The sequence below is a fragment of the Pseudomonas sp. 210_17 TE3656 genome, assembly GCF_054821965.1.
This window is the reverse complement of the sequence record NZ_JBTRBC010000001.1, coordinates 3,726,632-3,752,316: the sequence shown is the minus strand read 5'-3', so window position 1 is coordinate 3,752,316 and position 25,685 is coordinate 3,726,632. Positions and strand designations below refer to the sequence as shown.

Below are 25,685 nucleotides of genomic sequence, written 5' to 3'. Positions count from 1 at the left end.
CTGGCCTTGTATGCGTCTCGATCGATTCCTCAGCAACCTGCCCTGCTTCAACCGTCAGCAAGTACGCCTGCTGCTGGCGGAGCGGCGGGTGCGCGTGGACGGTTATTGCGTCAGCGACCCACGCCTGGAAGTGCGTGAATTCAGCCGCATCGAGGTCGATGAACAGTTGCTGCAGGCCGGGCGTGCGGCGCGCTACCTGATGCTGCACAAACCCCAGGGCTGCGTCAGCGCCACCCAGGACCCGGAGCACCGCACCGTGCTCGACCTGATCGATGAGGCGGACAAGCACGAGCTGCACATTGCCGGACGCCTGGACTTCAACACCACCGGCCTGATGCTGCTGACCAACGACGGCCAGTGGTCACGACGCCTGACCCAGCCGCAAACCAAACTGCCGAAGATCTACTACGTCGAAACCGAGCAGGTCATCGAAGCCCATTACATCGAAAAATTTCAGCAGGGCTTCTACTTCGCCTTCGAAGACCTCACCACCCTGCCCGCCGAACTGACCCTGCTCGGCCCGCGCAGCGCGCGCCTGAGCATCGTTGAAGGCCGCTACCATCAGGTCAAGCGCATGTTCGGTCACTTCGACAACAAGGTGCTGCGCCTGCACCGCGAAGCCATGGGCCCGCTGCAACTGGACCCGGGCTTGCGTCCCGGCGAGTACCGCGCGCTCTATCCCGAGGAAATCCTGGCGATCTGAGGTCACGACCGCCGGGCAGAAAAGTTTCGTCAATTTCCCCAAAGGCACTTGCGGGTTACTCCGCTGCCTGCTTGAATCCAATCGTCGGTCTGCATGTGACTCATCAGTCACGCCCGTAGTCCAAGACACCTTTTTGCTGGCTACCCGTGCCTTGAAGCACCGGAGTCCAGCAGATTGCCCACCTAGAACAATACCCGTCGACCGGCGTTAGAGGATCGACAAGGGCCCTCAGCTTCTCTTCAAGGCGTATGCCTACCTGTCATAAAGAACGCGCATCCTTGCATGTGCGAACACCCTTTTTGCGCCAGGAGTCGACGACATGAGGCCAGAAATTGCTGTGCTTGATATACAAGGTCAGTATCGGGTTTACACGGAGTTCTATCGCGCAGACGCCGCTGAGAAGACGATCATCCTGATCAATGGCTCGCTGGCCACGACGGCCTCGTTTGCCCAGACAGTGCGGAGTCTGCATCCACAATTCAACGTGGTGCTCTATGATCAGCCCTATGCCGGCAAGTCCAAGGCGCACAACCGCCACGAACGGCTGCTGACCAAGGAAACCGAAGGGCAGATCCTCCTCGAGCTGATCGACCACTTCGCCGCCGACCATGTGATGTCGTTCTCCTGGGGCGGCGCCTGCACCCTGCTGGCCCTGGCGCACAAGCCGCGGCGCATCGAAAAGGCGGTGGTCAGTTCGTTCTCGCCGGTGATCAACGAGCCGATGCGCGACTACCTCGAACGCGGCTGCCAGTACCTCAGTGCCTGTGACCGCTACCAGGTCGGCAACCTGGTCAATGACACCATCGGCAAACACCTGCCATCGTTGTTCAAGCGCTTCAACTACCGGCATGTCAGCAGCCTGGACAACCACGAATACGCGCAAATGCACTTTCACATCAACCAGGTGCTCGACCACGACCTCGACAACGCCCTGCGCTCGGCCCGGGTGATCGACATTCCGGTGCTGTTCATGAATGGCGAGTGGGACGAATACACCACCATGGATGACGCCCGGCAGTTCAGCCAGCATGTGCGCAACAGCCACTTCAGTGAGATCCGCGCCACCGGCCACTTCCTCGACATGGAGCACAAGGCGGCCAGCAATGCCACGCGTGACGCCTTGCTGGGTTTCCTTAAACCCGCCGTCCGGGAGTCCCGCATCCGTAGTCAGTACGTCCAGGAGCATCATGCACTGGCGATCTGAATACCCTGGTTGGCGGTAGCGCAGCCTCCTGCATCAACGGCCCGAACGGGCAGAAGGAAGATGCACGACCTCGCGCTACCGGCCACCGATCCAGGCTTTTTGCACAGCAAGGCTTCAAATCGCAGAGCACTTCTGGTACAACGTCAGCCCTGCAAGCGGGTGTCGTATAATGGCATTACTCCAGCTTCCCAAGCTGATAACGAGGGTTCGATTCCCTTCACCCGCTCCACTGCTTTCATCGGTCTCAGCGCTTCTGAGATTTCGGCCCAGCACCTCAAGGTGCCGTCTGGCCTTTTGAGTCAACTCCCTCCTCGCCTTACCCCCGCAGTTCGCGCCTCTGCCCATGTGTGTGCAGGTTGAGCGTTGTCGTGTAAATCTTTGCAGCGCGCCACTGACACCAGACAATGCGATACTGCCCAGAGCCTGTACACGCCTTACGTTAGGAGAAGAAATGATCGAATGGATCGCCCTGGCGATTTCCCTATGCTCGTTGCTCACTGTCATTTTCTATATGAAGTGGGGCAACCCCGAGGCGAAGAGTCGCCGGCGCAAGGCACGCCTCAAGCAGGTGCCGGAATTTGACCGAGGGGCGTATGTATTCAAAAAGAAATACCCCCAATACGGATACGGCACAGGTTCCTATGGCCTCCCGACGGTCAAGGATTACGGGGACGGAAAACACCTCGACATCGGCGCCTATTGCTCCATCGCTGAAGGGGTCCTGATTATCATCGGTGGCCATCACCGGACGGACTGGGTGACGACCTACCCTTTCCCCGCCAAACTGGCGCAAGCTGCTCATATTCGCGACTACGGCGGATCGCGTGGGGATGTGATCATCGGCAACGATGTATGGCTCTGTTCACAGTGCACAATCCTCTCTGGCGTTACCGTCGGGACAGGCGCAGTGGTTGCGGCAGACGCGGTGGTCACCCGCGACGTCGCCCCTTACTCCATCGTTGCCGGCAATCCTGCCCGCGTGGTCGGCTGGCGATTCGATGAGCAGACTCGAACGCAGCTACTGGCGTCGCAATGGTGGGCCTGGCCGAAAGAGGAAGTGGTCAAGGTTGTCGATCTGCTTTGCAACGACAACATCGAGCGCTTTCTGGCCTATGCCCGCGAACGCAATGCCAACCCTGCTATTTCCCACTGATCACCCGCGTCCACAACCGGGTGCTCAGGCGCATGCCCGCCGGTGACAGGGTCTTGATCGGAAACAGCGAATCGAGCACCGAAGACGGTGGATAGATCGCCGGGTTGTCACGCAGTTCAGGTGTGATGTACTCCAGCGCGGCGGCATTGCCGTTGGGGTACTTCACCGCGTTGCTGATGTTGGCGATCACCTTCGGCTCAAGCAGGTAATTGAGGTAGGCATAGGCGTTTTCCAGGTGCGGCGCGCCCTTGGGGATCACCACCATGTCGACCGCCACCGTGGAGCCTTCGCGCGGGATGCTGTAGCCGATGTTCACGCCGTTGCCGGCCTGCTGCGCGCTGCTCATGGCCTGCAGTACGTCGCCGCTGAAGCCGATGGCCACGCAGATGTTGCCGTTGGCCAGGTCACTGACGTACTTCGACTGGTGGAAGTAGCTGATGTAGGGACGAATCGTCATCAAGGCGGCTTCGGCCTTTTTCAGCTCTGCCGGGTCCTGACTATGTGGGTCCAGCCCCAGGGTCTTGAGGGTGATGGAAACGATCTGGGTCGGATTGTCGAGAAACGCCACGCCGCACTGGCTGAGCTTCTCGATGTTCTCCGGCTTGAACAGCATGTCCCAGGACTGGGTCACCTCGGTGCTGCCAAAGATCGCCTTGATCTTGTCAACGTTGTAGCCGATGCCGGTTGTCACCCACATGTAGGGAATCGCGTAACGGTTGCCCGGATCGCTGGCTTCGAGGATTTTCATCAGCTTGGGATCGAGGTTGTTCCAGTTCGGCAGCTTGCTGCGATCCAGCTCCTGAATGGCCCCGGCCTTGATCAGGCGCGGCAGGAAGTGGTTGGACGGGCTGGCCAGGTCATAGCCACTGCTGCCGGTCATCAACTTGGCCTCGGTGGTCTCGTTGCTGTCGATCAGGTCGTAGGTGGTCTGGATCTGGGTGCGACGAGTGAACTCGCTCAGGGTGTCGTCAGCGATGTAACCACTCCAGTTGGCAATGTTGACGGTTTCAGCCGCCTGGGCCGTCGCGGTCAGCAACGCCATCGACAACAGGGTCATGCAGGTGCGCTTGATCATGGGGTGCCTCTCTTGTTTTTGTTGCGGCGTGTGCGCCGAAGGTTTCAACGTTCGTTGCGGGCCCGCCAGACTTCCCAGGCCATGCGGGCTTTGGCGCCCATATCGAAGAACGGCCTGGGTGGCAGATAGCCCGGCGTGGCCTGACCGAGGACATCGCTGAGCAAGGAAGAGTCGGCGCCAATCGCCATCTCGACCAGCAAGCGTCCCCACAAGGTGCCGCGGGCAACGCCGGAGCCGTTGCAACCGGCGACCGTATGCAGGCCGTCATCGACCCTGGCGAAGTACGGCTCACCAGATCGGGTGCCGCTCAGGTGGCCGGTCCAGGTGTATTCGAGATCTTGTGCGTTGATGCCGGGGAAGCGCTTTTGCAGCCCCAGCAGGTGCTCGCGTTGGCGCACCGCCAGTCCTCGGGCGTCAATGTCGTGCTGGCGGTACTCGACCGTGTTGCGAATCAACAGGCGACGTCCCGGCAGCAAGCGCAGCGTGCATCCGCCTGGCAAGGTGGAGAGCACACCCCAGCCCTGCTCGTCGAACAGGCTCTGCCAGTAGTCTTGCGTCAACGGGCGGGTGATGCTGGCGCTCAGCTCCAGCGGGAACGTGCCGCTGCGCTTCACCCCGACCCTTGGCAAGAACGCGCCCACACAAATCAATACCTGTTTTGCCTGCACCTCGCCGCCCGCAGTACGGGCTGTCCAGCCCTTGCCCGGCGCACGCTGCAGATCGCTGACCGCAGTGTGTTCGTACACTTCTACTTGCGCTGGCAGACTGTCGGCCAGGCCTTTGACATAGCGCGCGGGTTGCAGCAGCCCGTTACCGCCACCACAGTGAATGGCTCGACTATAAAACGCTGTACCCAACCGTGGTTTGAGGTCGCCCGCGTCGAGGAAGCGAGCCTGGGCGCCAACCGCCTTCAACGTCTCCAGAGTCTGCTCGACAGCGTCGAGGTGCGCTGGCTCGTGCACGGCAAAGTGGTAGCCGTCATTGCTGAGTTCGCAGTCGATACCCAGTTCGGCGATGCGCTGACGGACCTCAAGGCCGGCCGCAACGCCAATCCGCGAAGCAACCTGATAGGCCGAAAATCCCGGGGTGCCGACCAGCTCGCTGGCACCAGGCAACTCATGGCTGACCACAAAGCCCGAGTTGCGCGCAGAAGCACCCTGGGCAACCCGCTGGCGGTCAAGCAAGGCAATGCGCTGGGACGGAAAACGGCTGGCCAGAGTATGCGCTGCCGAAAGGCCGGTGATGCCGCCGCCGATGATCAGCCAGTCGACCTGTTGTCGGCCTTCGAGCCGCGGCCGCACAGCAGATTCGCCAGCCAGGGCGATCCAGCCACAGTGGTTGTTCATTGTCTGTCACTCCTCCACAATCAATGCGCAGGAGTTATTGGCAATAACCCGCTGATGCGCCGTCTACACCTTTAATTTAAGGGCATATGGGCATTGACTCTAACGTTAAAAATTCATCCATCCATTCGGATTCAGCATGGATAAAATGCTTCGCGTGCCCTCTTTGCAGGCATTGCAAACCCTGGTCAAAGTGGCCGATACCAGCAGCTTCACCGAAGCTGCCCGGCAGTTGCACCTGACCCAGAGTGCTATCAGCCGACAGGTTCAGCAGCTCGAAGAGCACTACCAGACCGTGCTGTTCGAGCGCACCAGTCGCAAGGTGGCGCTGACCGCGCAGGGGCGCGAGGTGTACGAGGTCGCCCGGGAGATGCTGAAATCGTTGCGAGCCCTGGAACAGCGCCTGGCACCGGCGCCGCTTGACCGCCCTTTTCGCATTCGCGTTTTCGTGTCGCTGGCGGTGCGCTGGCTGCTGCCCAGGTTGAGCTCGTTCTACACCGTCAATCCCGGTCTCTGTCTGTCGATCGAGACCGTCAGCGGCGAGCTGGTCGACACCGGAGGCGACTGCGATGCCTATGTGCTGTATCTGCCCGACGGGCTGGACGAGCGTCCACTGACGTTGTTGTTCGAGGAGTACCTGATTCCGGTCTGCGCGCCGGCCTTCAGCGATGGCCGGACACCCCCGCGTGCGCTCGACGACCTTGAACAGCATGCCCTGATCCACGGTTCCACCCGCCGGCATGAGTGGACGGTATGGCTGCAGGCACAGCAGGACCCGTCCGAGCGCAGCTTCAAACATATAATGTTCAACCTCGACGACCTGGCCCTGGATGCCGCGAGCCGCGGCCTGGGTGTCGCCATGACGGACCGGATGCTGGCCCACGACGCGCTGATACGCGGCGACCTGATAGTCCCCTTCGGCGAGGCGCTGAAAACCGGCGCGGTCTATGCGTTATGGCTGCGCGACAGCGGCATGACCCACCCTGCCTGCCGCGCCGTCCTCAGTTGGTTCGAAGAGCAGATTGAACAAACCTCGACCTTTTGATCTGGCGCTCTTCCCCGGAGCACGCAATGCGCTTTAATTAACGCTATTGCGTATTCCTCAGCCTTGTTGCGAAACACTCGAAAGGACCCGTTCATGTTGCTCTCTCGCTGGCTTCCGGGCCTGGCCAATCTCTTGCACTATCGCCGTGAATGGTTCCATGCCGACCTGCAGGCCGGGTTGTCGGTGGCGGCGATCCAGATCCCGATCGCCATCGCCTATGCGCAGATCGTCGGCCTGCCGCCACAGTACGGGCTCTACGCCTGCATTTTGCCGATGATGGTCTATGCCCTGGTCGGCAGCTCGCGGCAGTTGATGGTCGGCCCGGATGCGGCGACCTGTGCCATGGTCGCCGGGGCCATTGCGCCGCTGGCGCTGGGTGACCCCACCCGATTGGCGCAGTTATCGGTGATTGTCACCATACTGGTCGGCCTGATGCTGATCGGGGCCGGGCTGGCGCGCGCCGGCTTTATCGCCAGTTTCTTCTCACGCCCGATTCTGATCGGTTACCTCAACGGCATCGGCCTGAGCCTGCTGGCGGGCCAACTGGGCAAGGTGCTGGGCTTTCAGATCGAAGGCAACGGTTTCATCCTCAGCCTGATCAACCTGCTGCAGCGCCTGGAGGAAATCCACTGGGTGACGCTGAGTATCGGACTGGTCGGCCTGGCGTTGCTGATCTGGTTGCCGCGCCGATTCCCCCGGCTACCCGCCGCGCTGGTGACGGTGGTGCTGGCGACACTGGTGGTCGGCGTGTTCGGCCTGGACCGCTTCGGCGTAGCGATTCTCGGCCCGGTGCCAGCCGGCATGCCGGAACTGGCCTGGCCGCAAACCAACCTCGAGGAAATGAAAAGCCTGCTGCGTGACGCCTTGGGTATCGCCACCGTGAGTTTCTGCAGCGCGATGCTGACCGCCCGCAGCTTTGCCGCCCGGCATGGCTATGCGATCAATGCCAACCACGAGTTCCTCGCTCTGGGGGTGACCAACATCGCCGCCGGGGTTTCCCAGGGCTTCGCCGTCAGCGGCGCCGACTCGCGTACGGCGGTCAACGACATGGTCGGTGGCAAGAGCCAGCTGGTGGGCATCATCGCCGCTCTGGTAATCGCGATGATCCTGTTGTTCTTCACCGCCCCCATGGCCTGGATTCCCCAGGCGGCGCTGGGCGCGGTACTGCTGATGGCCGGCTGGGGCCTGATCGACGTGAAATCCCTGGGCAAGATCTACAAGCTCAGCCGTTTCGAATTCTGGCTGTGTGTGCTGACCACCGTTGGCGTGCTCGGCGTCGGGGTGTTGCCGGGCATCATCATCGCCGTGACCCTGGCCATCCTGCGCCTGCTCTACAGCATCTACCAGCCCACCGACGCAGTGCTCGGCTGGGTGCCGGGCATTGAAGGCCAGGTCGATATCGAAGGGCACAAGGACGCGCGTACGGTCAAAGGCCTGGTGGTGTATCGCTTCGACGACGCAATCCTGTTCTTCAATGCCGACTACTTCAAGATGCGTCTGCTGGAAGCAGTGCAACGCGAGCTTGAGCCGCGTGCGGTGTTGTTCGATGCCGAGGCGGTCAGTTCCATCGACGTCAGCGGCATTGCGGCGCTACGGGAAGTGCGTGAAACCCTTGAGGCACGTGGCATCCGCTTCGGCATTGCGCGGGCGCGCGGGCGCTTTCTGCGCATGCTGGTGCGTTCGGGGATCGCCCGGGAAATGGAGAACGGGATGCTGTTCGGCTCGGTACGTTCGGGGATTCGGGCATATCGGTTGTGGCGTAACCGCATGCGCAGGGAGACGGTGGCTGAATGATCCGACTTGCCCCGCGATGAAGCTGGCATTAACGCTGCGGCATCAGCCCCGGCAAGGCATGCATCAGGGCATTGACCGCGAAGCCGATGAACATCACCCCGCAAGCGCGGGTGATCCACAGTTCATAGCGGGTGTAGAGCGTGCGCACATGACGGGCGCCGACAATGGCGATGAGAATCACGTAGGCCAACAGGCCGCCAACAAAACTCAGGGCAATCAGCGCTGGCAGCATCGACCATTCCAGGGTTTCGGCGCGGCTGGAGATCAGCGCGGTAAAAGTCGCCACTGCCACCGGGTAGGCCTTGGGATTGGTCAAGCCAAACACGATGCCGTGCCAGAACGGCTGGCGTACCGGGCCCTGCTCGCCCTGGCCATTACCCGGACGGCTGCGCAGCGCGCGCAAGCCCAGCCAGAACAGGTACAGGCCGCTGAGCAGACCAAGAATGTCGAATACCGAACTGCCGATCTGGCGGGCACCGACAATCGCCACCAGTGCCGTGCTGCACCACAGCACGTCGCCCAGCAGATGACCGCAGAGGAAACCGGCCCCAGCCTTGCGCCCGCGCGACGCGCCAATGCCCAGCACCGCGAGCACGCCCGGCCCCGGGGTGATGCCATAGATAAATCCGGAAGCCAGCACGGCAAACAGCAGCGAGAAAGTCATCGGCGATTGGATCCTGAGCGAGGGCGCAAAGGCCGAAGTCTACGGCAGCCGCTGGCGTCAGGCCAGATGCTCAATAGCCCTGCGCCTCGAGGATCTGCACTTCGTTCAGCGCCGGCGGTTTGGCCAGGTAACGTAGGAGCTGGCCGCTGCGATTGGTGAAAATGCCATCGACACCGGCCGCCATGACCTTGGCGAAGTCCACGTCTTCATCGACGGTGTACACATGCACCAGCAGGCCTTTGTCATGGGTCAGCTGGTTCATCCAGGGTTGCACCAGGTCGGCATAGCTTTGCGCCCCACCCGCTGTCAGCGCTGCCGAAGGTCCGGTGCCGATGGCCCCGGCGTCCTTGGCGTAATCAAGCCAGCGTGCAAACTCGGCCTTGTCCCGGGGTTGCTGGCGGGCATAGAACGCCGCCTTGTCGGTTTCGCCGGATTCAGCAAAGCTCTGCCCGGACGCAGGCTCGATGCTGCCCTTGCCGATCCACAACAGCAGGACCTTGGGCACTTGTGGCATTTCCTTGTGCAGCATCGCCAGGCTGTTGCGATCAAAGCTCTGCAGCACCACCCGACCAGGTGTGTCGAGCCAGCCACGGGCCTGCAGACGCGCCTTCAGGTCGGCCTCGATGCCCGGGAACAAGGTCGGCACCTTGGTTTCTATATACAACCCGGGGCGCTTGTCCGGTTGGCCTTCGGCGATGTCCATGACCTCATCCAGGGTGAGGATCTGCAGGCCCTTGAAGCGCTGCCGCGCCCGTTCGGGATTGGCCTGATTGAACCAGCTGCCGGCATCCAGCGACTTGAGCTCAGCCAGGGTGAAGGCACTGACCGGGCTGTCCTTGCGCTCGGGAAAGCGCTCGGCGACATCGCTGGTGCGCTGCAGGTTGTCGTCGTGTACCGCCACCAGCACGCCGTCTTTGCTGCGTTGCAGGTCCAGTTCGAGATAATCCGTGCCCAGCTCCCGGGCCAGCAGATAAGCCGGGGCGGTGGACTCCGGCGCATCGAACGATGCACCGCGATGGGCGATCACTGCTGGGTGCGGGATGCCCTGGCGGGTCGCCAGATCGCGGCCCTGATCGGCCGCAGCCAGCCCGGCCAGGGGCAGCATCAGCAAACAGGCAAATGTGCGGATTCCTTGCAACGTCATGACGCTTCCTCTTCATCGCTAGCAAAACCAGCATAGTCACCGACACTGATGACAACCCGGTGGCATGTTAAAGTCGCGCCGATCACGCGACCCACCTGGAACAATGAACCCATGCCTCACACCGACCTCGACGCCAGCCTCCACCTCTGGCCTGAACTGATCGCCAAGCACCCGTGCAGCGGCCTGCTGTTGGGCAATGGCGCCAGTCGAGCGTTGTGGCGCCCGTTCACCTATTTTTCGCTGTTCGAAGAAGCCCAGCGGGTGCGTCACAAGCCCTTGAGCCTGACCGACCAGGCGTTGTTCAAATCCCTCGGCAGCGAGCTGTTCGAGCCGGTGCTCAGCGCCCTGAACACAACGGTACGCATCAACGCCGCCCTGGCAATCAGCTCGTCCGCACCGCTGAACCGCTACTACGCGATCAAGGAAGCGTTGATTCATGCCGTGCGCAGCGTGCACATCCCCTGGCGCCTGCTGCCCAAGTCGACCCTGCAACTGATCAACAGCGAACTGCGCAATTACCACAGCGTTTACTCAAGCAACTACGACCTGCTCTGCCACTGGGCCGCCAGTCAGTCCACGGAGGGTTTCCAGTCGTTGTTCGATGAGGAAGGCCTCTTCGATATCCGCCACACGCGCAACCCCGGCACCCGCTTGCTGTACTTGCACGGTGGCCTGCACCTGCTCAAGCAACAGGACGGCAGTACCCGCCAGCGCAGTGCCAGCGACAGCCAGTTGCTTGATGGTTTTGCCGTGAACACGCCCGGCGATGTACCGCTGTTCGTCAACGAAAGCAGCAGCGACGACAAGCTCAAGGCGATCCGCAGTTCCGACTACCTGAGCTGGTGTCTCGGCGAACTGGCGGGGCATCAAGGCGGGCTGTGCCTGTTCGGTCAGCACCTGGACAGCAGCGATCGCCACCTGCTGCAAGCGCTCAAGCGGGCCCGCCCGGCACACCTGGCGATTGCCATCCGGCCGTTGAGCGAGGCCTCGATCATCAGCCAGAAGCAGCATTACGCCCAACGTTTTGCCGACACTGCAGACCTGCCGCTGTACTTCTTCGACGCCAGCAGCCACCCCTTGGGCGCACCCGGCCTGGAAGTCCAGGTACCCGTGCCGGTTCGCAAGCGACGCTGACAGCGCGGCAATTTCTTCATAGCAAATAACAATCATTATCGATAGTATTCGCAACTTTCTTTGCCGGTACGTCCTGGAAAGCTTGCATGCAACGCCCCAAATCCGACCCGCTTGCGCATGACAGCTGCCGCGGGTTTTATGCCGACATCCTGCACTTCCTGCGCAAGCGCATGGACAATGCCAGTGATGCCGCCGACATGACCCAGGACGTATTCACCCAGTGGCTGGGCTATCGCGACCGTTCCCAGGTGGAGCAACCACGGGCGTTTCTGTTCCAGGTCGCACGTAATCTGCTCAGCGATCACTGGCGCCGCCAGCGTGTTCGTCACGCCGTGCTCGACGAACAGACCCAGGCCGATGAAGACGCGAGCATCGACAACGCTGCCGACCCGCTGAACCATGCCCAGCAGCAACAACGCCTGGAGCAGTTGAAAACAGTCCTCGCCGAACTCTCGCCGCGCCGGCGCGAAGCCCTTATGCTGCACCGTTTCGAAGGTTTGACGCAGGCCCAGATCGGTGAGCGCATGGGGATCTCCGTGAGCATGGTGGAAAAACACATTGCCGCCGCCCTGCTGCATTGCAAACAACGCCTGGACAGTGACAACGGCATGGAGCAGCCAGAATGACCACCCCCCGCGAAATCGATAAGTCTTTGGTCGATGCCCAGGCGGCCAGCTGGTTTACCCACAATCGCAACAACCCTGCGCGCGCCTCGCGCAAGGACTTTGCCTTGTGGATGCAGACGCCGGAACACGCCCGCGCCTACAGGCAGTTCGAACAACTCTGGGATGACCTGGCCGCACTCAAAAGCATCAACCGGCCAGTGCCCTTGCCCACGCGCAAAGCCCGCAACTGGAAGCCGGCGCTGGCCATCGCCGCCGCACTGGTCTGCGCCCTGCTGGCGGGCAACCTGGGACTGCCCGCCACTCACTACCTGCACACCGTGGCAGCCAACAACGAGCAGCCGCAAACCCTGCAGTTGCCTGATGGCAGCCGGTTGAACGTCAATGCCCACACCCATCTGCGTCTGGACTTCGACGCCGAACGCCGCCTGATTTACCTGGACAAGGGCCAGCTGTACATCGAGGTTGCCGCCGACAAGGAGCGCCCGTTGTTCGTGGTTGCCGGTAGCGCCCGCGTGCGGGTGGTCGGTACCGCGTTCGACCTGCGCCGCAGCCGCCAGGAGCTGGTGCTGAGCGTCGCTCACGGTCAGGTAGCGCTGGAGACGCCGGGCGAACAGCGGGCCCCGGCGTTGCTCGGCGCCCGCCAGCGCGCCACCTACGATTTCGCCCGTGGCAGCCTCGACAGACTGACCTTGAACGATCAGCAAGTGGCCGACTGGCGTGGCGGTCATGTGGCCTTTCGCGACCGCGAGCTGAGCAGCCTGGTCGATGAAATTTCACTCTATCGCCGTGCGGACATCCTCCTTGCCGATCCGGCCCTGGGCCGCTACAGGGTCTCGGGCAACCTCGATGTCAACGACCCCGATGCCCTGCTCAATGCCTTGCCCGCACTGCTGCCGGTGAAGACCGTGACCCTGGCCGACGGCCGCCTGCGGATCGAGCGCGAGTAAAAATCTGAGAATATTTTTCATTCGCATATGAGGGTTTTCAGCAGCACCGCGTCTTCCTCCCGTCTGCGTATTCATTGCAGGCCTTTTTGGCCTTTGTTGCCGTACTGGGGGATTTCATGTTGCGTGCGTTTCGTCCATTCACACCTTTGTCTGCCCGTCCATCGCTGCTGGCGGCTTGCCTGGCCCTGAGCCTGCAAGTCGAGGCGGCGCCGGTGGCGCTGAACCTGCCAGCGCAATCGCTGGCGGTGTCGCTGAGCCAGCTGGCCCAACAGGCCAAGGTGCAATTGCTGTTCGACGAAACCTTGCTGCGTAGTGTGCAAGCTCCGGCCCTGAACGGTTCTTACGAAGCTCTGGAGGCCATCGACCAACTGCTGCGCAACAGCCGCTTCGCCGTGGTCACGGTTGGTAGCACCTACGTGGTGCGCCTGCGCGAAGATGACCCGACCGCCGACAACGGTATCCAGTTGAGCGCGGTGAGCATCGTTGGCGACGGTCAGCAGGTCGATCCGAGCACCGTCGGCCGCTCGACCCTGACCCAGGAAGACATCGACCGCTACCAGCCCAGCAACATTCCCAGCGTGCTGTCGACCCTGCCCGGGGTGAACATGGGCGGTTCGGTCAAGCCCGGTGGCCAGACCATCAACATCTGGGGCCTGGGCGACGCCGAAGATGTGCCGATGACCGTCGATGGCGCGACCAAAAGCGGCTTCGAGCGTTATCAGCAGGGCACCATCTTCATCGAGCCGGAGCTGATCAAGAACATCGAAGTGGAGAAAGGTCCGCACTCGATCTACACCGGCAACGGCGGCTTCGGCGGCAGCGTCAACATGACCACCAAGGATGCCCCGGACCTGCTGCAGGAAGGCCGCAACAGCGGCGCCATGCTCAAGTACGGTTATGCCAGCAACGACCATCAGCAGGTCTACAGTTCGGCACTGTTTGGCCGCACCGATGATGGCCGCATGGACGCCCTGGTGTACCTGACCAAGCGTGACGGCGACGACATGAAACTGGCCGGTACCCTGCCCGACCCGGACAACGATTACCCGATCAACCCCCAGCGCCTGCCCAACAGCGCCCTGGACCTGGACGGTACGCTGCTCAAGTTCAACCTGCACCTGACCGACGAGCACAGCCTGGGCTTTTCCTGGTCGCGTTCGCAAAGCGAGCGCTGGGCGCCGTTCTCCTCCACCGCTTACCCGACACCACCGACCCAGTCCGATATCAACAAGTGGGGCTACGACAACGCCGTCCGGCGTTACCTGGCCCATCGCACCACCACCGATACCACCTGGTCGACCACCTACAAATACCAGCCGATCAACAACCCGCTGGTGGACCTGCAGGTGAAGTACTCGGTGTCGGATACCGAGCAGACCGACGAACGCGATGCCACCGCGTACTTCCAGCCGGCCACCGGCGGACGCAAGATGGACACCGAATACACCGACCAGATGCTCGATGTGCGCAACACCAGCCTGTTTGCCACCGGACCGCTGGAACATGCCTTCACCACAGGCTTCCAGGTGCGCCGCCACGAGCGCGACACGCAGATGTGGATGCCGGGCAGCAAATACGACACGCCCCTGTACAACTACGGCCACTACCAGCCGAGCTTCATGCCCAGCGGTAGCGTCGACAGCCAGGGTTACTTCATCCAGGATGCCGTCACCCTCGGAGAGGTGACCGTGACCCCTTCCCTGCGCTACGACCACGTCGCCAACAAGGGCAAGGAAAACGATGCACCGTTCTACAACGATCCGAAGCTTGGGCACGACTACAGCGAGAAGACCTACAGCGGCTGGTCGCCACGCCTGTCGATTTTCTGGAAGACCAACGAACAGACGGCGTTCTTCGCCGACTACAGCAAAACCTGGCGCGCCCCGGTGCTCGACGAGCAATACGAAATCCAGGGCCTCGGCAGCCGCACTGCATCCAGCCGCAACCTCGACCCGGAGCGCATCACCGCTTTGCGCGCCGGTAACATCACCACCCTCTCGGATGTATTCACCGACCACGACAATGTGCTGATCCGCACCACCCTGTTTCGCAACGAAATCGAAGACGAAATTTTCAAAGCCACCGGCATCGGCTGCCCTGAGCAACTGGTCAGCGGCCAGAGCATCGCCAAGGCCTGCGGCAAAGGCTTGATGTCCAATTACCGCAATATCAAGAGTGTCACCATCAAGGGCTTCGAGGTCGAAAGCTTCTACGACTCCACCTACCTGTTCGGTGCGGTGTCGTACTCGTGGATCACTGGCCGCCATGAGGGTGCCTACACCAACCCCTGGGGGCCGGACGTCTGGGCCAAGGACATTCCGGCGCCGAAATGGATCACCACGCTCGGGGTGAAAATCCCCAGCTGGGACGCCAAGGTCGGCTGGCAGGCACAGTTCGTGCGCAAGACCGACCGCCTGCCCAGCGACAACTACCGCGAAGGACCGGCCAGTTCACTGGGTGACCGCTACTACGATCACTACGCCAACGAGGACTATCAGATCCACGGCCTGTTCGCCAACTGGAAGCCGCAACAGCCGTACCTCAAAGGCACCGAGGTCAACCTGACCGTCGACAACCTGTTCAACAACGACTACCGCTCCGAACTCAGTGGCGCCTATGCCTATAGCCAGGGCCGCAATGCCAAGGTGAGCATTACCCGCTTCTTCTGAAGCGGCGGCAAACTGTACGGATGAACTTGTGAGCAACTGTAACAAGATCATCCGTGTCGGCTGTGGCTCAATGACTGGACTTATCTGCCACAGGCTTTTGCTATGTCCAGCCGCGAAAACACCGGAATGGCCCTTGGCCTGCTCGGTGTCATCATCTTCAGCCTGACCCTGCCTATGACCCGTATCGTCGTACAGGAGCTGCATCCGTTGCTCAACGGCCTCGGCCGCGCCCTGCTGGCGGCAATCCCGGCGGCGGCATTGCTGCTCTGGCGTCGGGAGAAATGGCCGACCTGGCAACAGATCAAAGGCCTGAGCCTGGTGGCGCTGGGGGTGATCCTTGGCTTTCCGGTGTTTTCCGCCTGGGCCATGCAGACGGTGCCTGCGTCTCACGGTGCCCTGGTCAACGGTCTGCAGCCTTTGTGCGTCGCCTTCTATGCGGCCTGGCTATCGCACGAACGGCCGTCGAAAGCCTTCTGGGCCTGCGCCGCGCTGGGCAGTGCATTGGTGCTGGTGTACGCGATGATCATGGGTGCCGGGCAGATTCAGGCCGGTGACTTGTTGATGCTGGCGGCCATTGCCGTCGGCGGCCTGGGTTATGCCGAAGGTGGACGACTGGCGCGCGAGATGGGCGGCTGGCAGGTGATCTGCTGGGCCCTGGTGCTGGCCAGCCCGCTGTTGATCGGCCCGGTGGTGTACCTGGCCCTGCAACATCAGGGGCCGGTCAGTGCACAGGCCTGGTGGGCTTTTGGCTATGTGTCGCTGTTCTCGCAGTTCATCGGCTTCTTTGCCTGGTATGCCGGGTTGGCCCTGGGTGGCATCGCCCGGGTCAGCCAGATCCAGTTGCTGCAGATTTTCTTCACCATCGCCTTTTCCGCGCTGTTCTTTGGTGAGCAGGTCGAGCCGATTACCTGGGTATTTGCCGCGGGGGTGATCGGTACCGTGGTGTTGGGGCGCAAGACCCGCGTACACCCGGCACCGGTCAGGGCTTGAGCGGTCTGTTTTTGTAGGAGCGGATTTTATCCGCGATGGGGCGCAGCGCGGCCCCAGAAGATGGGACCGCTACGCAGTCCATCGCGGATAAATCCGCTCCTACAATGCGATCAAGCCATCCGCGCGCAACAGGGTTTCCAGGCAATGCTCCTTGACCCCGTAAAACTCCTTCAACTGCTGAATCTTCTCCAGCAGCGCCGTTGAATCCCCCGGCGTCTGGCGTTTCACCGCGAGGATCATCTTGTTCTTGTTGGTGTGCTCCAGCGAGATGAACTCGAACACCTTGGTCTCATAACCACAGGCTTCCAGGTACAAGGCACGCAAGCTGTCGGTGAGCATTTCGGCCTGCTGCCCCAGGTGCAGCCCATACTGCAGCATCGGCTTGAGCAAGCCCGGGCTGTGCAACTGCGGACGAATCTGTTTATGGCAGCACGGCGAGCACATGATGATCGCCGCACCACAGCGGATACCGGTATGAATCGCGTAGTCGGTGGCGATGTCGCAGGCATGCAGGGCGATCATCACCTCGATGGCGCTGGGCACCACGCTGCGTACATCGCCACACTCGAACACCAGCCCCGGATGCTCCAGGCGCTTGGCCGCCGCGTTACACAGCTCAACCATGTCCTGACGCAACTCGACCCCCGTCACCTGCGCCTCGCGCTGCAGGGTGTTGCGCAGGTAATCGTGGATGGCGAAGGTCAGGTAGCCCTTGCCCGAACCGAAGTCGGCCACCCGCAGGGGTTGATCGGCGGCCAGCGGCGCCGAGTTCAAGGCATGGGAAAACACTTCGATGAACTTGTTGATCTGTTTCCACTTGCGCGACATCGCCGGGATCAACGCTTGCTGCTTGTCGGTGACGCCCAGGTCATGCAGGAACGGACGGCTCAGCTCCAGATAACGCTTTTTCTCCCGGTCATGTTCGCCGGCAGGCGCCTGACGCTCCTGCTGCACGGCGCTGCGATGCAGCATCGGCTTGCCTTTCTTGCTGAACTCCAATTGCGCTTCGTCGCTCAGGCTCAGCAGGTGGGCATTGCGGAACGAACCCGGCAGCAACTCGGCGACCAGCGCCAGGGCCTCGTCATTAGGCAGGTTGCGGGTGATGTCGCGGGTCTGGTAGCGGTAGACCAGTGACAGGCAAGCCTGGCCCTTGACGGTCAAGGGTTTGGCGATGATCCGCTGCAAGGCTTCTTCAGTGCCGACATGGCGCGCCAGCACCAGCTTGATCAGGGCATTTTGTTGCAGGCTGGTGGCGAGCAGGCTCAGAAACTGCGCACGCGCATCCGGCGCGGCCTGGGCGGTTGGGGAATCGGACATCGGGAGTGGGTGCCTCGGGTTGCGGAGGGAGCGGCTAGGCGCAATGCCGGGTATTTTACGTGGATGACCGGCCTGCGCACAGCTTTTGTCGATCAGCGTTCCCCGCTCAAGCCAGGACCACCAGTCGGTTGGGCAGCTCGTTGCGCTCATGGGTCAAGGGCACGTGCTGGCTCAGCAGTTCGCCACAGGCCTCGATACAGGTGACAAAACCCTGCAGGGTCTGGCCCTGGCGCACCTGTTCGGTAAAGCGCTGGACAATGCCGTCCCACACCTGGTTATCCAGATGCCGGGAGATCCCTTCATCAACCAGGATTTCAACGTAACGCTCAGCCTCGCTGACGAAAATCAGCACCCCGGTACTACCGGCCGTATGGTGCAGGTTCTGCTCCAGGAACTGCCGCCGGGCCAGGTTCGAGGCGCGCCAGTGGCGCACCGTACGCGGGATCAGGCGGGTAGTCAGGCTGGGTAGACGAAACACCAGGCTCAAGACGATGAAGGTCAGCCACTGGGCGATCAGCAAGCCGTTTACGCTCAACCAGCCACCCAGGTAGTAAACAGCGCCCGGCACCAGCAAGGCCAGCAGGCTGGCCCAGAGCAAGGGGATATAGGCGTAGTCGTCGGCACGGGTCGCCAGTACCGTGACCAGTTCCGCATCGGTGCGCCGCTCGACCCGGGCGATGGCCTCGGCGACTTGGCGCTGTTCAAATTCACTGAGCAATGTCATGCACTGGGTATCTCGTTGATTATTGTTCTACCAGCCACCGGAGGATCCACCACCGCCGAAGCCGCCACCACCGCCGCTGAAACCGCCACCGCCGCCGCCGCCACCAAAACCGCCATAGCCGCCGAAACCACCGCCCAAACCGCCCATGCCGCCACGGCCACCACGGCCGCCACCGATCCCCATGGATTGCGCAGCGAAGACCACGATAATCAGCAATACGAACAGACCCACGGCCCAGGCCGGCGCACCCTCTTCACCGCCGCCTTGAGCCCGCGACGGCTCGGCCAAGGGGTTACCGCCCAATACCTGGAGGATTGCCGCCGTGCCCTGGACGATGCCCTGGCTGAACTCACCGCGGCGAAACGCCGGGCTGATGATGCCATTGATGATCACTGACGCCTGGGCATCGGTCAGCCGCTCTTCCAGGCCATAGCCGACTTCGATGCGCAGCTTGCGCGACTGCGGCGCGACGATCAACAGCGCGCCGTTGTCCTTGCCCTTCTGGCCAATGCCCCAGTGGCGGCCAAGCTGGTAGCCGAAGTCCTCGATGGGCAGCCCTTGCAGATCATTTACCGTGACCACCACGATCTGCTCGCCAGTGGCCTGTTCATGGGCCGTGAGCATGCGCTCGAGCTGATCGCGGCTGCCGGCGTCGAGCAGTCCGGCATTGTCCACCACCCGGCCGGTCAGGGCCGGGAAGCTCGGCTCGGCACGCAGCGGCGTGACGATCAGTAGCGCCAGCAGCAGCGTCCAGTGCAACAGACGCATCAGAATTTCACTTCAGGGGCTTTGTCGGCATCGCTGGCCGTGGCCTCGAAGGTCTCACGCAGCGGCAGGCTGCTGTACATCACGGTGTGCCAGATACGCCCGGGGAAGGTGCGAATTTCGGTGTTATAGCGCTGAACCGCGGCGATGAAATCCTTGCGGGCCACGGCAATGCGGTTTTCCGTGCCTTCAAGCTGGGATTGCAAGGCAAGGAAGTTCTGGTTCGACTTCAAGTCCGGATAACGCTCCGATACCACCATCAGGCGGCTGAGCGCCCCGGTCAGTTGCGATTGCGCTTCCTGGAATTGCTGTAGCTTCTTTGGATCATCCAGGGTGCTGGCATCCACCTGGATCGACGTGGCCTTGGCTCGCGCTTCGATGACCGCGGTCAGGGTTTCCTGTTCCTGCTTGGCATAACCTTTGACCGTTTCCACCAGGTTGGGGATCAGGTCGGCGCGGCGCTGGTACTGGTTCTGCACCTGGGCCCAGGCGGCCTTGACCTGCTCATCGTAGTCGGGAATGTTGTTGATCCCGCAGCCGGCCAGCAGGCTGCCCAACATCAGCAGCAGCCACAGCCTAACGCCCTTGAACTGGATTACCTGCATAGTTGCCCTACTCCTTGATCAGCGTGAACCCGTGTACTTGAGGCATAATCCGTCACCGCCGCTGGATCGCGATGGCCCAATCGGCTAAAAGATGCCCCAGCAAACTACAACAATAGCCGCTTCCCCAACTTCGGCTGGGCAGTATCACCGTGAATACTGCCCCGGGCCTTGAGAACAGAATTAATGAACAAGCTGTGTTTGCTGGGCCTTGTCGTCAGCCTGGCCAGTCAGTCGGCCTTTGCCGATACCCCTGCAGAGCCATTGAAGAACAAACAGGCCTTTATCGCCGACCTCATGGGCCAGATGACCCTGGACGAGAAAATCGGCCAGTTGCGCCTGATCAGCATCGGCCCGGAAATGCCCCGCGAGCAGATCCGCAAGGAAATTGCCGCCGGCCGCATCGGCGGTACCTTCAACTCGATCACCCGTGCCGAAAACCGTCCGATGCAGGACGCGGCAGGTCGCAGCCGCCTGAAGATCCCGATGTTCTTCGCCTACGACGTGATCCACGGCCACCGCACGATTTTCCCGATCAGCCTGGCCCTGGCCTCGAGCTGGGACATGGACGCCATCGCCAAGGTCGGACGGGTATCCGCCCTCGAGGCCTCCGCCGACGGTATCGACATGACCTTCGCGCCAATGGTCGATATCGCCCGCGACCCACGCTGGGGCCGAACCAGTGAAGGCTTTGGTGAAGACACCTACCTGGTCTCGCGGATTTCCAAAGTCATGGTCGAGTCCTTCCAGGGCAAGAGCCCGGCCGAGGCAACCAGCCTGATGGCCAGCGTCAAGCACTTCGCCCTGTACGGCGCGGTGGAAGGCGGCCGCGACTACAACACGGTCGACATGAGCCCGACCAAGATGTTCAACGACTACCTGCCTCCCTACCGCGCTGCCATCGATGCAGGCGCCGGTGGGGTAATGGTTGCGCTGAACTCGATCAACGGCGTGCCGGCCACCTCCAACACCTGGCTGATGCACGATCTGCTGCGCAAGGACTGGGGCTTCAAGGGCGTGACCGTCAGCGACCACGGGGCAATCACCGAACTGGTGCGCCATGGTGTCGCCCGCGATGGCCGCGAAGCGGCGAAGCTGGCGATCAAGGCCGGCATCGACCTGAGCATGAACGACTCGCTGTACGATTCAGAACTGGCCAGCCTGCTCAAGGCCGGCGAAATCAACCAGGCCGACATCGACAACGCCGTGCGTGAAGTGCTTGGCGCCAAGTACGACATGGGCCTGTTCGCCGACCCGTACCGACGCATCGGCAAGGCCAGCGACGACCCGGCCGATACCTACGCCGAAAGCCGCCTGCACCGTGCCGAAGCGCGTGACGTGGCGCGCCGCAGCATGGTGCTGCTGGAAAACCGCGAGCAGACCCTGCCACTGAAAAAGGCCGGCACCATCGCCCTGGTCGGCCCGCTGGCCGACGCACCGATCGACATGATGGGCAGCTGGGCCGCCGCCGGCCGTCCACACCAGTCGGTGACCGTGCGCGAAGGCATGCGCCAGGTGCTCGGTGACCAGGCCAAGGTGATCTATGCCAAAGGCTCCAACGTCACCCACGACAAGGCCATCCTCGATTACCTGAACTTCCTCAACTTCGATGCACCGGAAATCGTCGACGACCCACGTCCGGCTGCGCTGCTGATCGACGAAGCGGTCAAAGCGGCCAAACAGTCCGATGTGATCGTGGCCGTGGTCGGTGAGTCACGTGGCATGTCGCACGAATCGTCGAGCCGCACCACCCTGGAAATCCCGGCCGCCCAGCGCGAGCTGATCAAGGCCCTGAAAGCCACCGGCAAGCCGCTGGTACTGGTGCTGATGAACGGCCGGCCACTGTCGCTGAGCTGGGAACGCGAGCAGGCCGATGCGATCCTGGAAACCTGGTTCACCGGTACCGAAGGCGGCAATGCCATTGCCGATGTGCTGTTCGGTGATTACAACCCCTCGGGCAAACTGCCAATCACCTTCCCGCGCTCGGTCGGGCAGATCCCGATGTACTACAACCACCTGAGCATCGGTCGGCCTTTCACCCCGGGCAAGCCTGGCAACTACACCTCGCAGTACTTCGAGGAGCCCAACGGCCCGCTCTATCCTTTCGGCTACGGCCTGAGCTACAGCGAGTTCAGCCTGTCGCCACTGACCCTGTCGAGCAAGACCCTGAAAAAGGGCCAGACCCTCGAAGCCAGTATCCGCGTGAAAAACACCGGCAAACGCGATGGCGAAACCGTGGTACAGCTGTACGTGCAAGACATTGCCGCGTCCATGAGCCGCCCGATCAAGGAGTTGAAGAACTTCCAGAAGGTCATGCTCAAGGCCGGTGAAGAGCGCACCGTACGCTTCCAGATCAGTGAAGAAGACCTGAAGTTCTACAACACCCAACTGCAATGGGCGGCCGAGCCCGGCGAGTTCAATGTCCAGATCGGGCTTGACTCCCAGGCGGTGCAGCAACAACGTTTCGAACTGCTGTAATCCGTTGCCAAGCGCCAAGGGAAGGCCAGGAGGCCTTCCCCCTCTGCCGGGATCTGCACCATGCCTTACTCGTTTCGTGCCCTGCGACTGGGGCTGATCATTTTCTTCATCCTGGCCGGCACGCTGTTCACTGCTGGCTGGGCGATGCACCACGCCAAACGCCAGTCGATGGTCGAGGATGCCGGCCGGGCCAGCCAGCAACTGGGCTTGTACGCCACCTCGCTGCACACCCTGATCGAACGCTACCGCGCTCTGCCCGCCGTCCTGGCCCTGGACCCGGAGCTGATCAGCGCGCTCAGTGGCCCGGTCACCGAGCAGGTCCAGGACGCCCTGAACCGTAAGCTCGAACGCATCAATGGCGCGGCCAACTCCTCGACCCTGGAACTGCTCGACCGCACCGGCCTGGCCGTGGCCGCCAGCAACTGGCGCCTGCCCAGCACCTATGTCGGTTCCAACTACGGCTTTCGCCCCTACTTCAAGCAGACCCGCAGCCAGGGCAGCGGGCGCTTCTACGCAGTCGGTGTGACCAGCGGCGTGCCGGGCTACTTCCTCTCCAGCGCCGTGCAGGACGAACATGGCCGCTTCCTCGGGGCCATGGTGGTCAAGCTGGAGTTCCCCGAACTGGAGCGTGAATGGCGCCAGGGCAACGACATCCTGCTGGTCAGCGATGCCCGCGGGATCATCTTCATCGCCAACCAGGACGGTTGGCGCTACCGCCAGCTCAAGCCTTTGAGCAGCGCCGACCACGCCGAACTGGCCGCCACCCGCCAGTACGACAAGCAACAGCTGGTGCCGTTGCAGCACCAGGTGCTCAGCCGTTTCGATGACGACAGTCACCTGATGCGCGTGCAGGGCCCTGAAGGCAGCACTGAATACCTGTGGGAAAGCCTGCCGCTGGAAGCCGAGGGCTGGACCCTGCACCTGCTGCGCAAGCCGCAGGTCAGTGACGACGGGCGCAATGCCGCCCTCTCCGCTGCGGCCGTATGGCTGAGCCTGGTCTTTGCCTTGCTGTTCATCAGCCAGCGCCTGCGCCTGGCGCGTTTGCGCCAGCGCAGCCGGGAAGAACTCAAGCGCCTGGTCGAAGAGCGCACCCGCGACCTGCGCACCGCCCAGGAGGGCCTGGTGCAATCGGCCAAGCTGGCGGCCCTGGGGCAGATGTCGGCAGCCCTGGCCCATGAAATCAATCAACCGCTGACCACCCAGCGCATGCAACTGGCAACTTTGCGCCTGTTGCTCGACAACCAGCGTTACGATGAAGCCCGCCAGGCGCTGGAACCGCTGGAACAGATGCTGACGCGCATGGCAGCGCTCACCGGCCACCTGAAAACCTTCGCCCGCAACAGCCCCAGCGGCCTGCGCGAGCGTCTGGACCTGGCCACCGTGGTCGATCAGGCCTTGCAACTGCTCGATACGCGGATTCGCGCCGAACAGGTGAAAGTCTCCCTGTACCTGGCCCGGCCGGCCTGGGTGCGCGGCGATGCGATCCGCCTGGAGCAGGTGCTGATCAACCTGTTGCGCAACGCCCTCGACGCCATGGCCGGGAAAAGCTACAAACGTCTGGAAATCCGTATCGAAATCGAGGCCGAGCAGTGGCGCCTGAGCGTCCTCGACAGCGGCGGCGGTATCGCCGCCGAACACCTGGCCAACGTTTTCGACCCGTTCTTCACCACCAAGCCTGTGGGTGAAGGCCTGGGCCTTGGCCTGGCGATTTCCTATGGCATCATTCATGAAGCCGGCGGGCGCCTTGCGGTCGACAATCAACCTGGCGGCGCGCGCTTCAGCCTTACCCTGCCCTGTGATCTGGAGCCTTGATGTTCAATTCGGTAATGGTCGTCGACGATGAAGCCAGCATCCGCACTGCGGTCGAGCAATGGCTGAGCCTGTCCGGCTTCAGCGTGCAGCTGTTCAGCCGCGCCGAAGACTGCCTGAACCAGCTGCCCGCGCACTTTCCCGGGGTCATCCTCAGTGATGTACGGATGCCCGGCATGGATGGCCTGCAGTTACTCGAACAGCTCCAGGCCCGCGATACCGACCTGCCGGTGATTCTCCTGACCGGTCATGGCGATGTCCCCATGGCGGTCGAAGCCATGCGTAACGGCGCCTATGACTTTCTGGAAAAGCCCTTCAGCCCGGAAAGCCTGCTGGGCAGCCTGCGCCGTGCCCTGGAGAAGCGCCAGCTGGTGCTGGAAAACCACCGCCTGCATGAACAGGCCGACCTCAAGGCGCGCCTGGAGCTGAACCTGCTGGGCATGTCGCAGGGCATGCAGCAATTGCGCAGACAGGTGCTGGACCTCGCCAGCCTGCCGGTCAACGTGCTGATCCGCGGCGAGACCGGCAGTGGTAAGGAACAGGTCGCGCGCTGCCTGCACGACTTCGGCCCGCGCGCCGACAAACCCTTCGTTGCGCTCAACTGCGCGGCGATTCCCGAAACCCTGTTCGAAGCCGAGTTGTTCGGCCATGAAAGCGGCGCCTTCACCGGAGCCCAGGGCAAGCGCATCGGCAAGCTGGAATACGCCAATGGTGGCACGGTGTTCCTTGATGAAATCGAGAGCATGCCGCTGGCCCAGCAAGCCAAGCTGTTGCGCGTGCTGCAGGAGCAGAAACTCGAACGTCTTGGCGCCAACCAGAGCATCAGCGTCGATTTGCGCATCATCGCCGCGACCAAACCTGACCTGCTCGAAGAAGCCCGCGCCGGACGTTTTCGCGAAGACCTGGCATACCGCCTGAACGTCGCCGAACTGCGCCTGGCGCCGTTGCGCGAGCGGCGTGAAGACATCCCCTTGCTGTTCGAACACTTTGCCCGCCTGGCGGCCGAGCGCGTCGGCCGCAGCGCACCTCGGCTCAGCGGCGCGCACCTGGGACGTCTGCTCAGCCACGACTGGCCCGGCAACGTCCGCGAACTGGCCAACGCCGCCGAGCGTCACGCCCTCGGCCTCGGAGAGCCAAGCATTGCCCAGGTCGAGCCCGGACAGTCGCTGGCCGCCCAGCAGGAAGCCTTCGAAGCCCAGTGCCTGCGGGCCGCCCTGAGCCGCCACAAAGGTGAGATCAAAGCGGTCATGGAAGAACTGCAACTGCCCCGGCGCACACTCAACGAGAAGATGCAGCGCCATGGCCTGCTGCGCGAAGACTTCCTCGACGCGGACCGCCCGCAATAAGCGGAATCTTGCCGATCAGCCATCGAAAGATAAGCGGATTTCCGCTCACCAGCTTACCGAAACCCTTCTAATCCGGGCCTTCCGCACCTGGCACAGCTCCTGCTATAGCCCTGTCAGGTTGCGTTTCGACGCGCTCCACAAAAACAACTATGA

Annotated in this window: 21 protein-coding genes and 1 tRNA gene; 14 read left to right on the top strand and 8 right to left on the bottom strand. The window is 62.3% G+C overall.

The window, feature by feature from the left end; translation table 11 throughout:
• Positions 1-10 precede the first annotated feature (10 nt).
• The 4 genes from ACVI9W_RS17645 (at position 11) to ACVI9W_RS17630 (ending at position 3,060) form a co-directional block, all read left to right on the top strand.
• Entirely contained in the window at positions 11-703 is a 693-nt protein-coding gene (locus ACVI9W_RS17645) for a pseudouridine synthase (RefSeq protein WP_342624383.1), read from the top strand.
• A gap of 319 nt (positions 704-1,022) precedes the next feature.
• Positions 1,023-1,907, top strand: coding sequence for an alpha/beta fold hydrolase (locus ACVI9W_RS17640; RefSeq protein ID WP_461530670.1), 885 nt, complete (start codon positions 1,023-1,025; stop codon positions 1,905-1,907).
• Positions 1,908-2,062: 155 nt separating this feature from the next.
• Positions 2,063-2,136, top strand: a tRNA-Gly gene (locus tag ACVI9W_RS17635).
• Between the two features lie 282 nt (positions 2,137-2,418).
• Positions 2,419-3,060, top strand: coding sequence for a CatB-related O-acetyltransferase (locus ACVI9W_RS17630; protein WP_461531844.1), 642 nt, complete (start codon positions 2,419-2,421; stop codon positions 3,058-3,060).
• Here the strand turns inward: ACVI9W_RS17630 and ACVI9W_RS17625 are convergent.
• The gene (locus tag ACVI9W_RS17625; protein WP_461530669.1) at positions 3,047-4,135 is read right to left on the bottom strand and encodes a polyamine ABC transporter substrate-binding protein; all 1,089 of its coding nucleotides are present in this window, start codon (positions 4,133-4,135) and stop codon (positions 3,047-3,049) included. The two genes, ACVI9W_RS17630 and ACVI9W_RS17625, sit on opposite strands and share 14 nt — an antisense overlap.
• A 44-nt stretch (positions 4,136-4,179) precedes the next feature.
• A complete protein-coding gene (locus ACVI9W_RS17620) occupies positions 4,180-5,481 on the bottom strand; it encodes an NAD(P)/FAD-dependent oxidoreductase (RefSeq protein WP_461530668.1) in 1,302 nt (433 codons plus the stop codon).
• A 136-nt stretch (positions 5,482-5,617) separates the two neighbouring features.
• Between ACVI9W_RS17620 and ACVI9W_RS17615 the strand changes: the two genes are divergently transcribed.
• Both ACVI9W_RS17615 and ACVI9W_RS17610 read left to right on the top strand, forming a co-directional pair.
• Positions 5,618-6,523 carry a LysR substrate-binding domain-containing protein gene (locus ACVI9W_RS17615; protein ID WP_461530667.1) on the top strand — a complete coding sequence of 302 codons (906 nt, stop codon included), beginning with the start codon at positions 5,618-5,620 and terminating at the stop codon, positions 6,521-6,523.
• A 93-nt stretch (positions 6,524-6,616) separates the two neighbouring features.
• Positions 6,617-8,317, top strand: a complete 1,701-nt coding sequence (locus ACVI9W_RS17610; protein WP_461530666.1) for a SulP family inorganic anion transporter — start codon at positions 6,617-6,619, stop codon at positions 8,315-8,317.
• Between the two features lie 28 nt (positions 8,318-8,345).
• Here ACVI9W_RS17610 and ACVI9W_RS17605 read toward each other — a convergent pair whose 3' ends face one another.
• Together ACVI9W_RS17605 and ACVI9W_RS17600 are read right to left on the bottom strand one after the other, a co-directional pair.
• Positions 8,346-8,981 (bottom strand): LysE family translocator, encoded by a 636-nt coding sequence (locus ACVI9W_RS17605; protein WP_038607552.1) that lies wholly within the window; start codon positions 8,979-8,981, stop codon positions 8,346-8,348.
• 70 nt (positions 8,982-9,051) lie between these two features.
• Complete coding sequence (locus ACVI9W_RS17600; RefSeq protein WP_461530665.1) at positions 9,052-10,125, bottom strand: glycerophosphodiester phosphodiesterase; 1,074 nt, start codon at positions 10,123-10,125, stop codon at positions 9,052-9,054.
• A gap of 111 nt (positions 10,126-10,236) precedes the next feature.
• Between ACVI9W_RS17600 and ACVI9W_RS17595 the strand changes: the two genes are divergently transcribed.
• The 5 genes from ACVI9W_RS17595 (at position 10,237) to ACVI9W_RS17575 (ending at position 16,491) form a co-directional block, all read left to right on the top strand.
• The gene (locus tag ACVI9W_RS17595) at positions 10,237-11,259 is read left to right on the top strand and encodes a DUF4917 family protein (protein ID WP_461530664.1); all 1,023 of its coding nucleotides are present in this window, start codon (positions 10,237-10,239) and stop codon (positions 11,257-11,259) included.
• Positions 11,260-11,345: 86 nt separating this feature from the next.
• Positions 11,346-11,885, top strand: coding sequence for an RNA polymerase sigma factor (locus ACVI9W_RS17590; RefSeq protein WP_461530663.1), 540 nt, complete (start codon positions 11,346-11,348; stop codon positions 11,883-11,885).
• Entirely contained in the window at positions 11,882-12,832 is a 951-nt protein-coding gene (locus ACVI9W_RS17585) for a FecR family protein (RefSeq protein ID WP_461530662.1), read from the top strand. The genes ACVI9W_RS17590 and ACVI9W_RS17585 overlap by 4 nt, the downstream gene beginning before the upstream one ends.
• A gap of 116 nt (positions 12,833-12,948) precedes the next feature.
• The gene (locus ACVI9W_RS17580; RefSeq protein WP_461530661.1) at positions 12,949-15,501 is read left to right on the top strand and encodes a TonB-dependent receptor; all 2,553 of its coding nucleotides are present in this window, start codon (positions 12,949-12,951) and stop codon (positions 15,499-15,501) included.
• Between the two features lie 102 nt (positions 15,502-15,603).
• Positions 15,604-16,491 (top strand): DMT family transporter, encoded by an 888-nt coding sequence (locus tag ACVI9W_RS17575; RefSeq protein WP_157191324.1) that lies wholly within the window; start codon positions 15,604-15,606, stop codon positions 16,489-16,491.
• Positions 16,492-16,590: 99 nt separating this feature from the next.
• Here the strand turns inward: ACVI9W_RS17575 and ACVI9W_RS17570 are convergent, their stop codons facing one another.
• The 4 genes from ACVI9W_RS17570 to ACVI9W_RS17555 all read right to left on the bottom strand — a co-directional run bounded on the left by ACVI9W_RS17570 (position 16,591) and on the right by ACVI9W_RS17555 (position 19,902).
• On the bottom strand, positions 16,591-17,808 hold the full coding sequence (locus ACVI9W_RS17570) for a class I SAM-dependent methyltransferase (protein WP_461530660.1): 1,218 nt from the start codon (positions 17,806-17,808) through the stop codon (positions 16,591-16,593).
• Between the two features lie 106 nt (positions 17,809-17,914).
• Positions 17,915-18,532 carry a TPM domain-containing protein gene (locus ACVI9W_RS17565; protein WP_038607539.1) on the bottom strand — a complete coding sequence of 206 codons (618 nt, stop codon included), beginning with the start codon at positions 18,530-18,532 and terminating at the stop codon, positions 17,915-17,917.
• Positions 18,533-18,559: 27 nt separating this feature from the next.
• On the bottom strand, positions 18,560-19,300 hold the full coding sequence (locus ACVI9W_RS17560) for a TPM domain-containing protein (protein WP_461530659.1): 741 nt from the start codon (positions 19,298-19,300) through the stop codon (positions 18,560-18,562).
• On the bottom strand, positions 19,300-19,902 hold the full coding sequence (locus ACVI9W_RS17555; RefSeq protein ID WP_461530658.1) for a LemA family protein: 603 nt from the start codon (positions 19,900-19,902) through the stop codon (positions 19,300-19,302). Before ACVI9W_RS17555 ends, ACVI9W_RS17560 begins: the two co-directional genes overlap by 1 nt.
• A gap of 183 nt (positions 19,903-20,085) precedes the next feature.
• Between ACVI9W_RS17555 and bglX the strand changes: the two genes are divergently transcribed.
• The 3 genes from bglX to ACVI9W_RS17540 are packed head-to-tail and all read left to right on the top strand — an operon-like array spanning position 20,086 to position 25,532.
• The gene (bglX, locus tag ACVI9W_RS17550) at positions 20,086-22,377 is read left to right on the top strand and encodes a beta-glucosidase BglX (RefSeq protein WP_461530657.1); all 2,292 of its coding nucleotides are present in this window, start codon (positions 20,086-20,088) and stop codon (positions 22,375-22,377) included.
• 60 nt (positions 22,378-22,437) lie between these two features.
• Entirely contained in the window at positions 22,438-24,189 is a 1,752-nt protein-coding gene (locus ACVI9W_RS17545) for an ATP-binding protein (RefSeq protein ID WP_461530656.1), read from the top strand.
• The gene (locus tag ACVI9W_RS17540) at positions 24,189-25,532 is read left to right on the top strand and encodes a sigma-54-dependent transcriptional regulator (RefSeq protein ID WP_461530655.1); all 1,344 of its coding nucleotides are present in this window, start codon (positions 24,189-24,191) and stop codon (positions 25,530-25,532) included. The genes ACVI9W_RS17545 and ACVI9W_RS17540 overlap by 1 nt, the downstream gene beginning before the upstream one ends.
• Positions 25,533-25,685 lie beyond the last annotated feature (153 nt).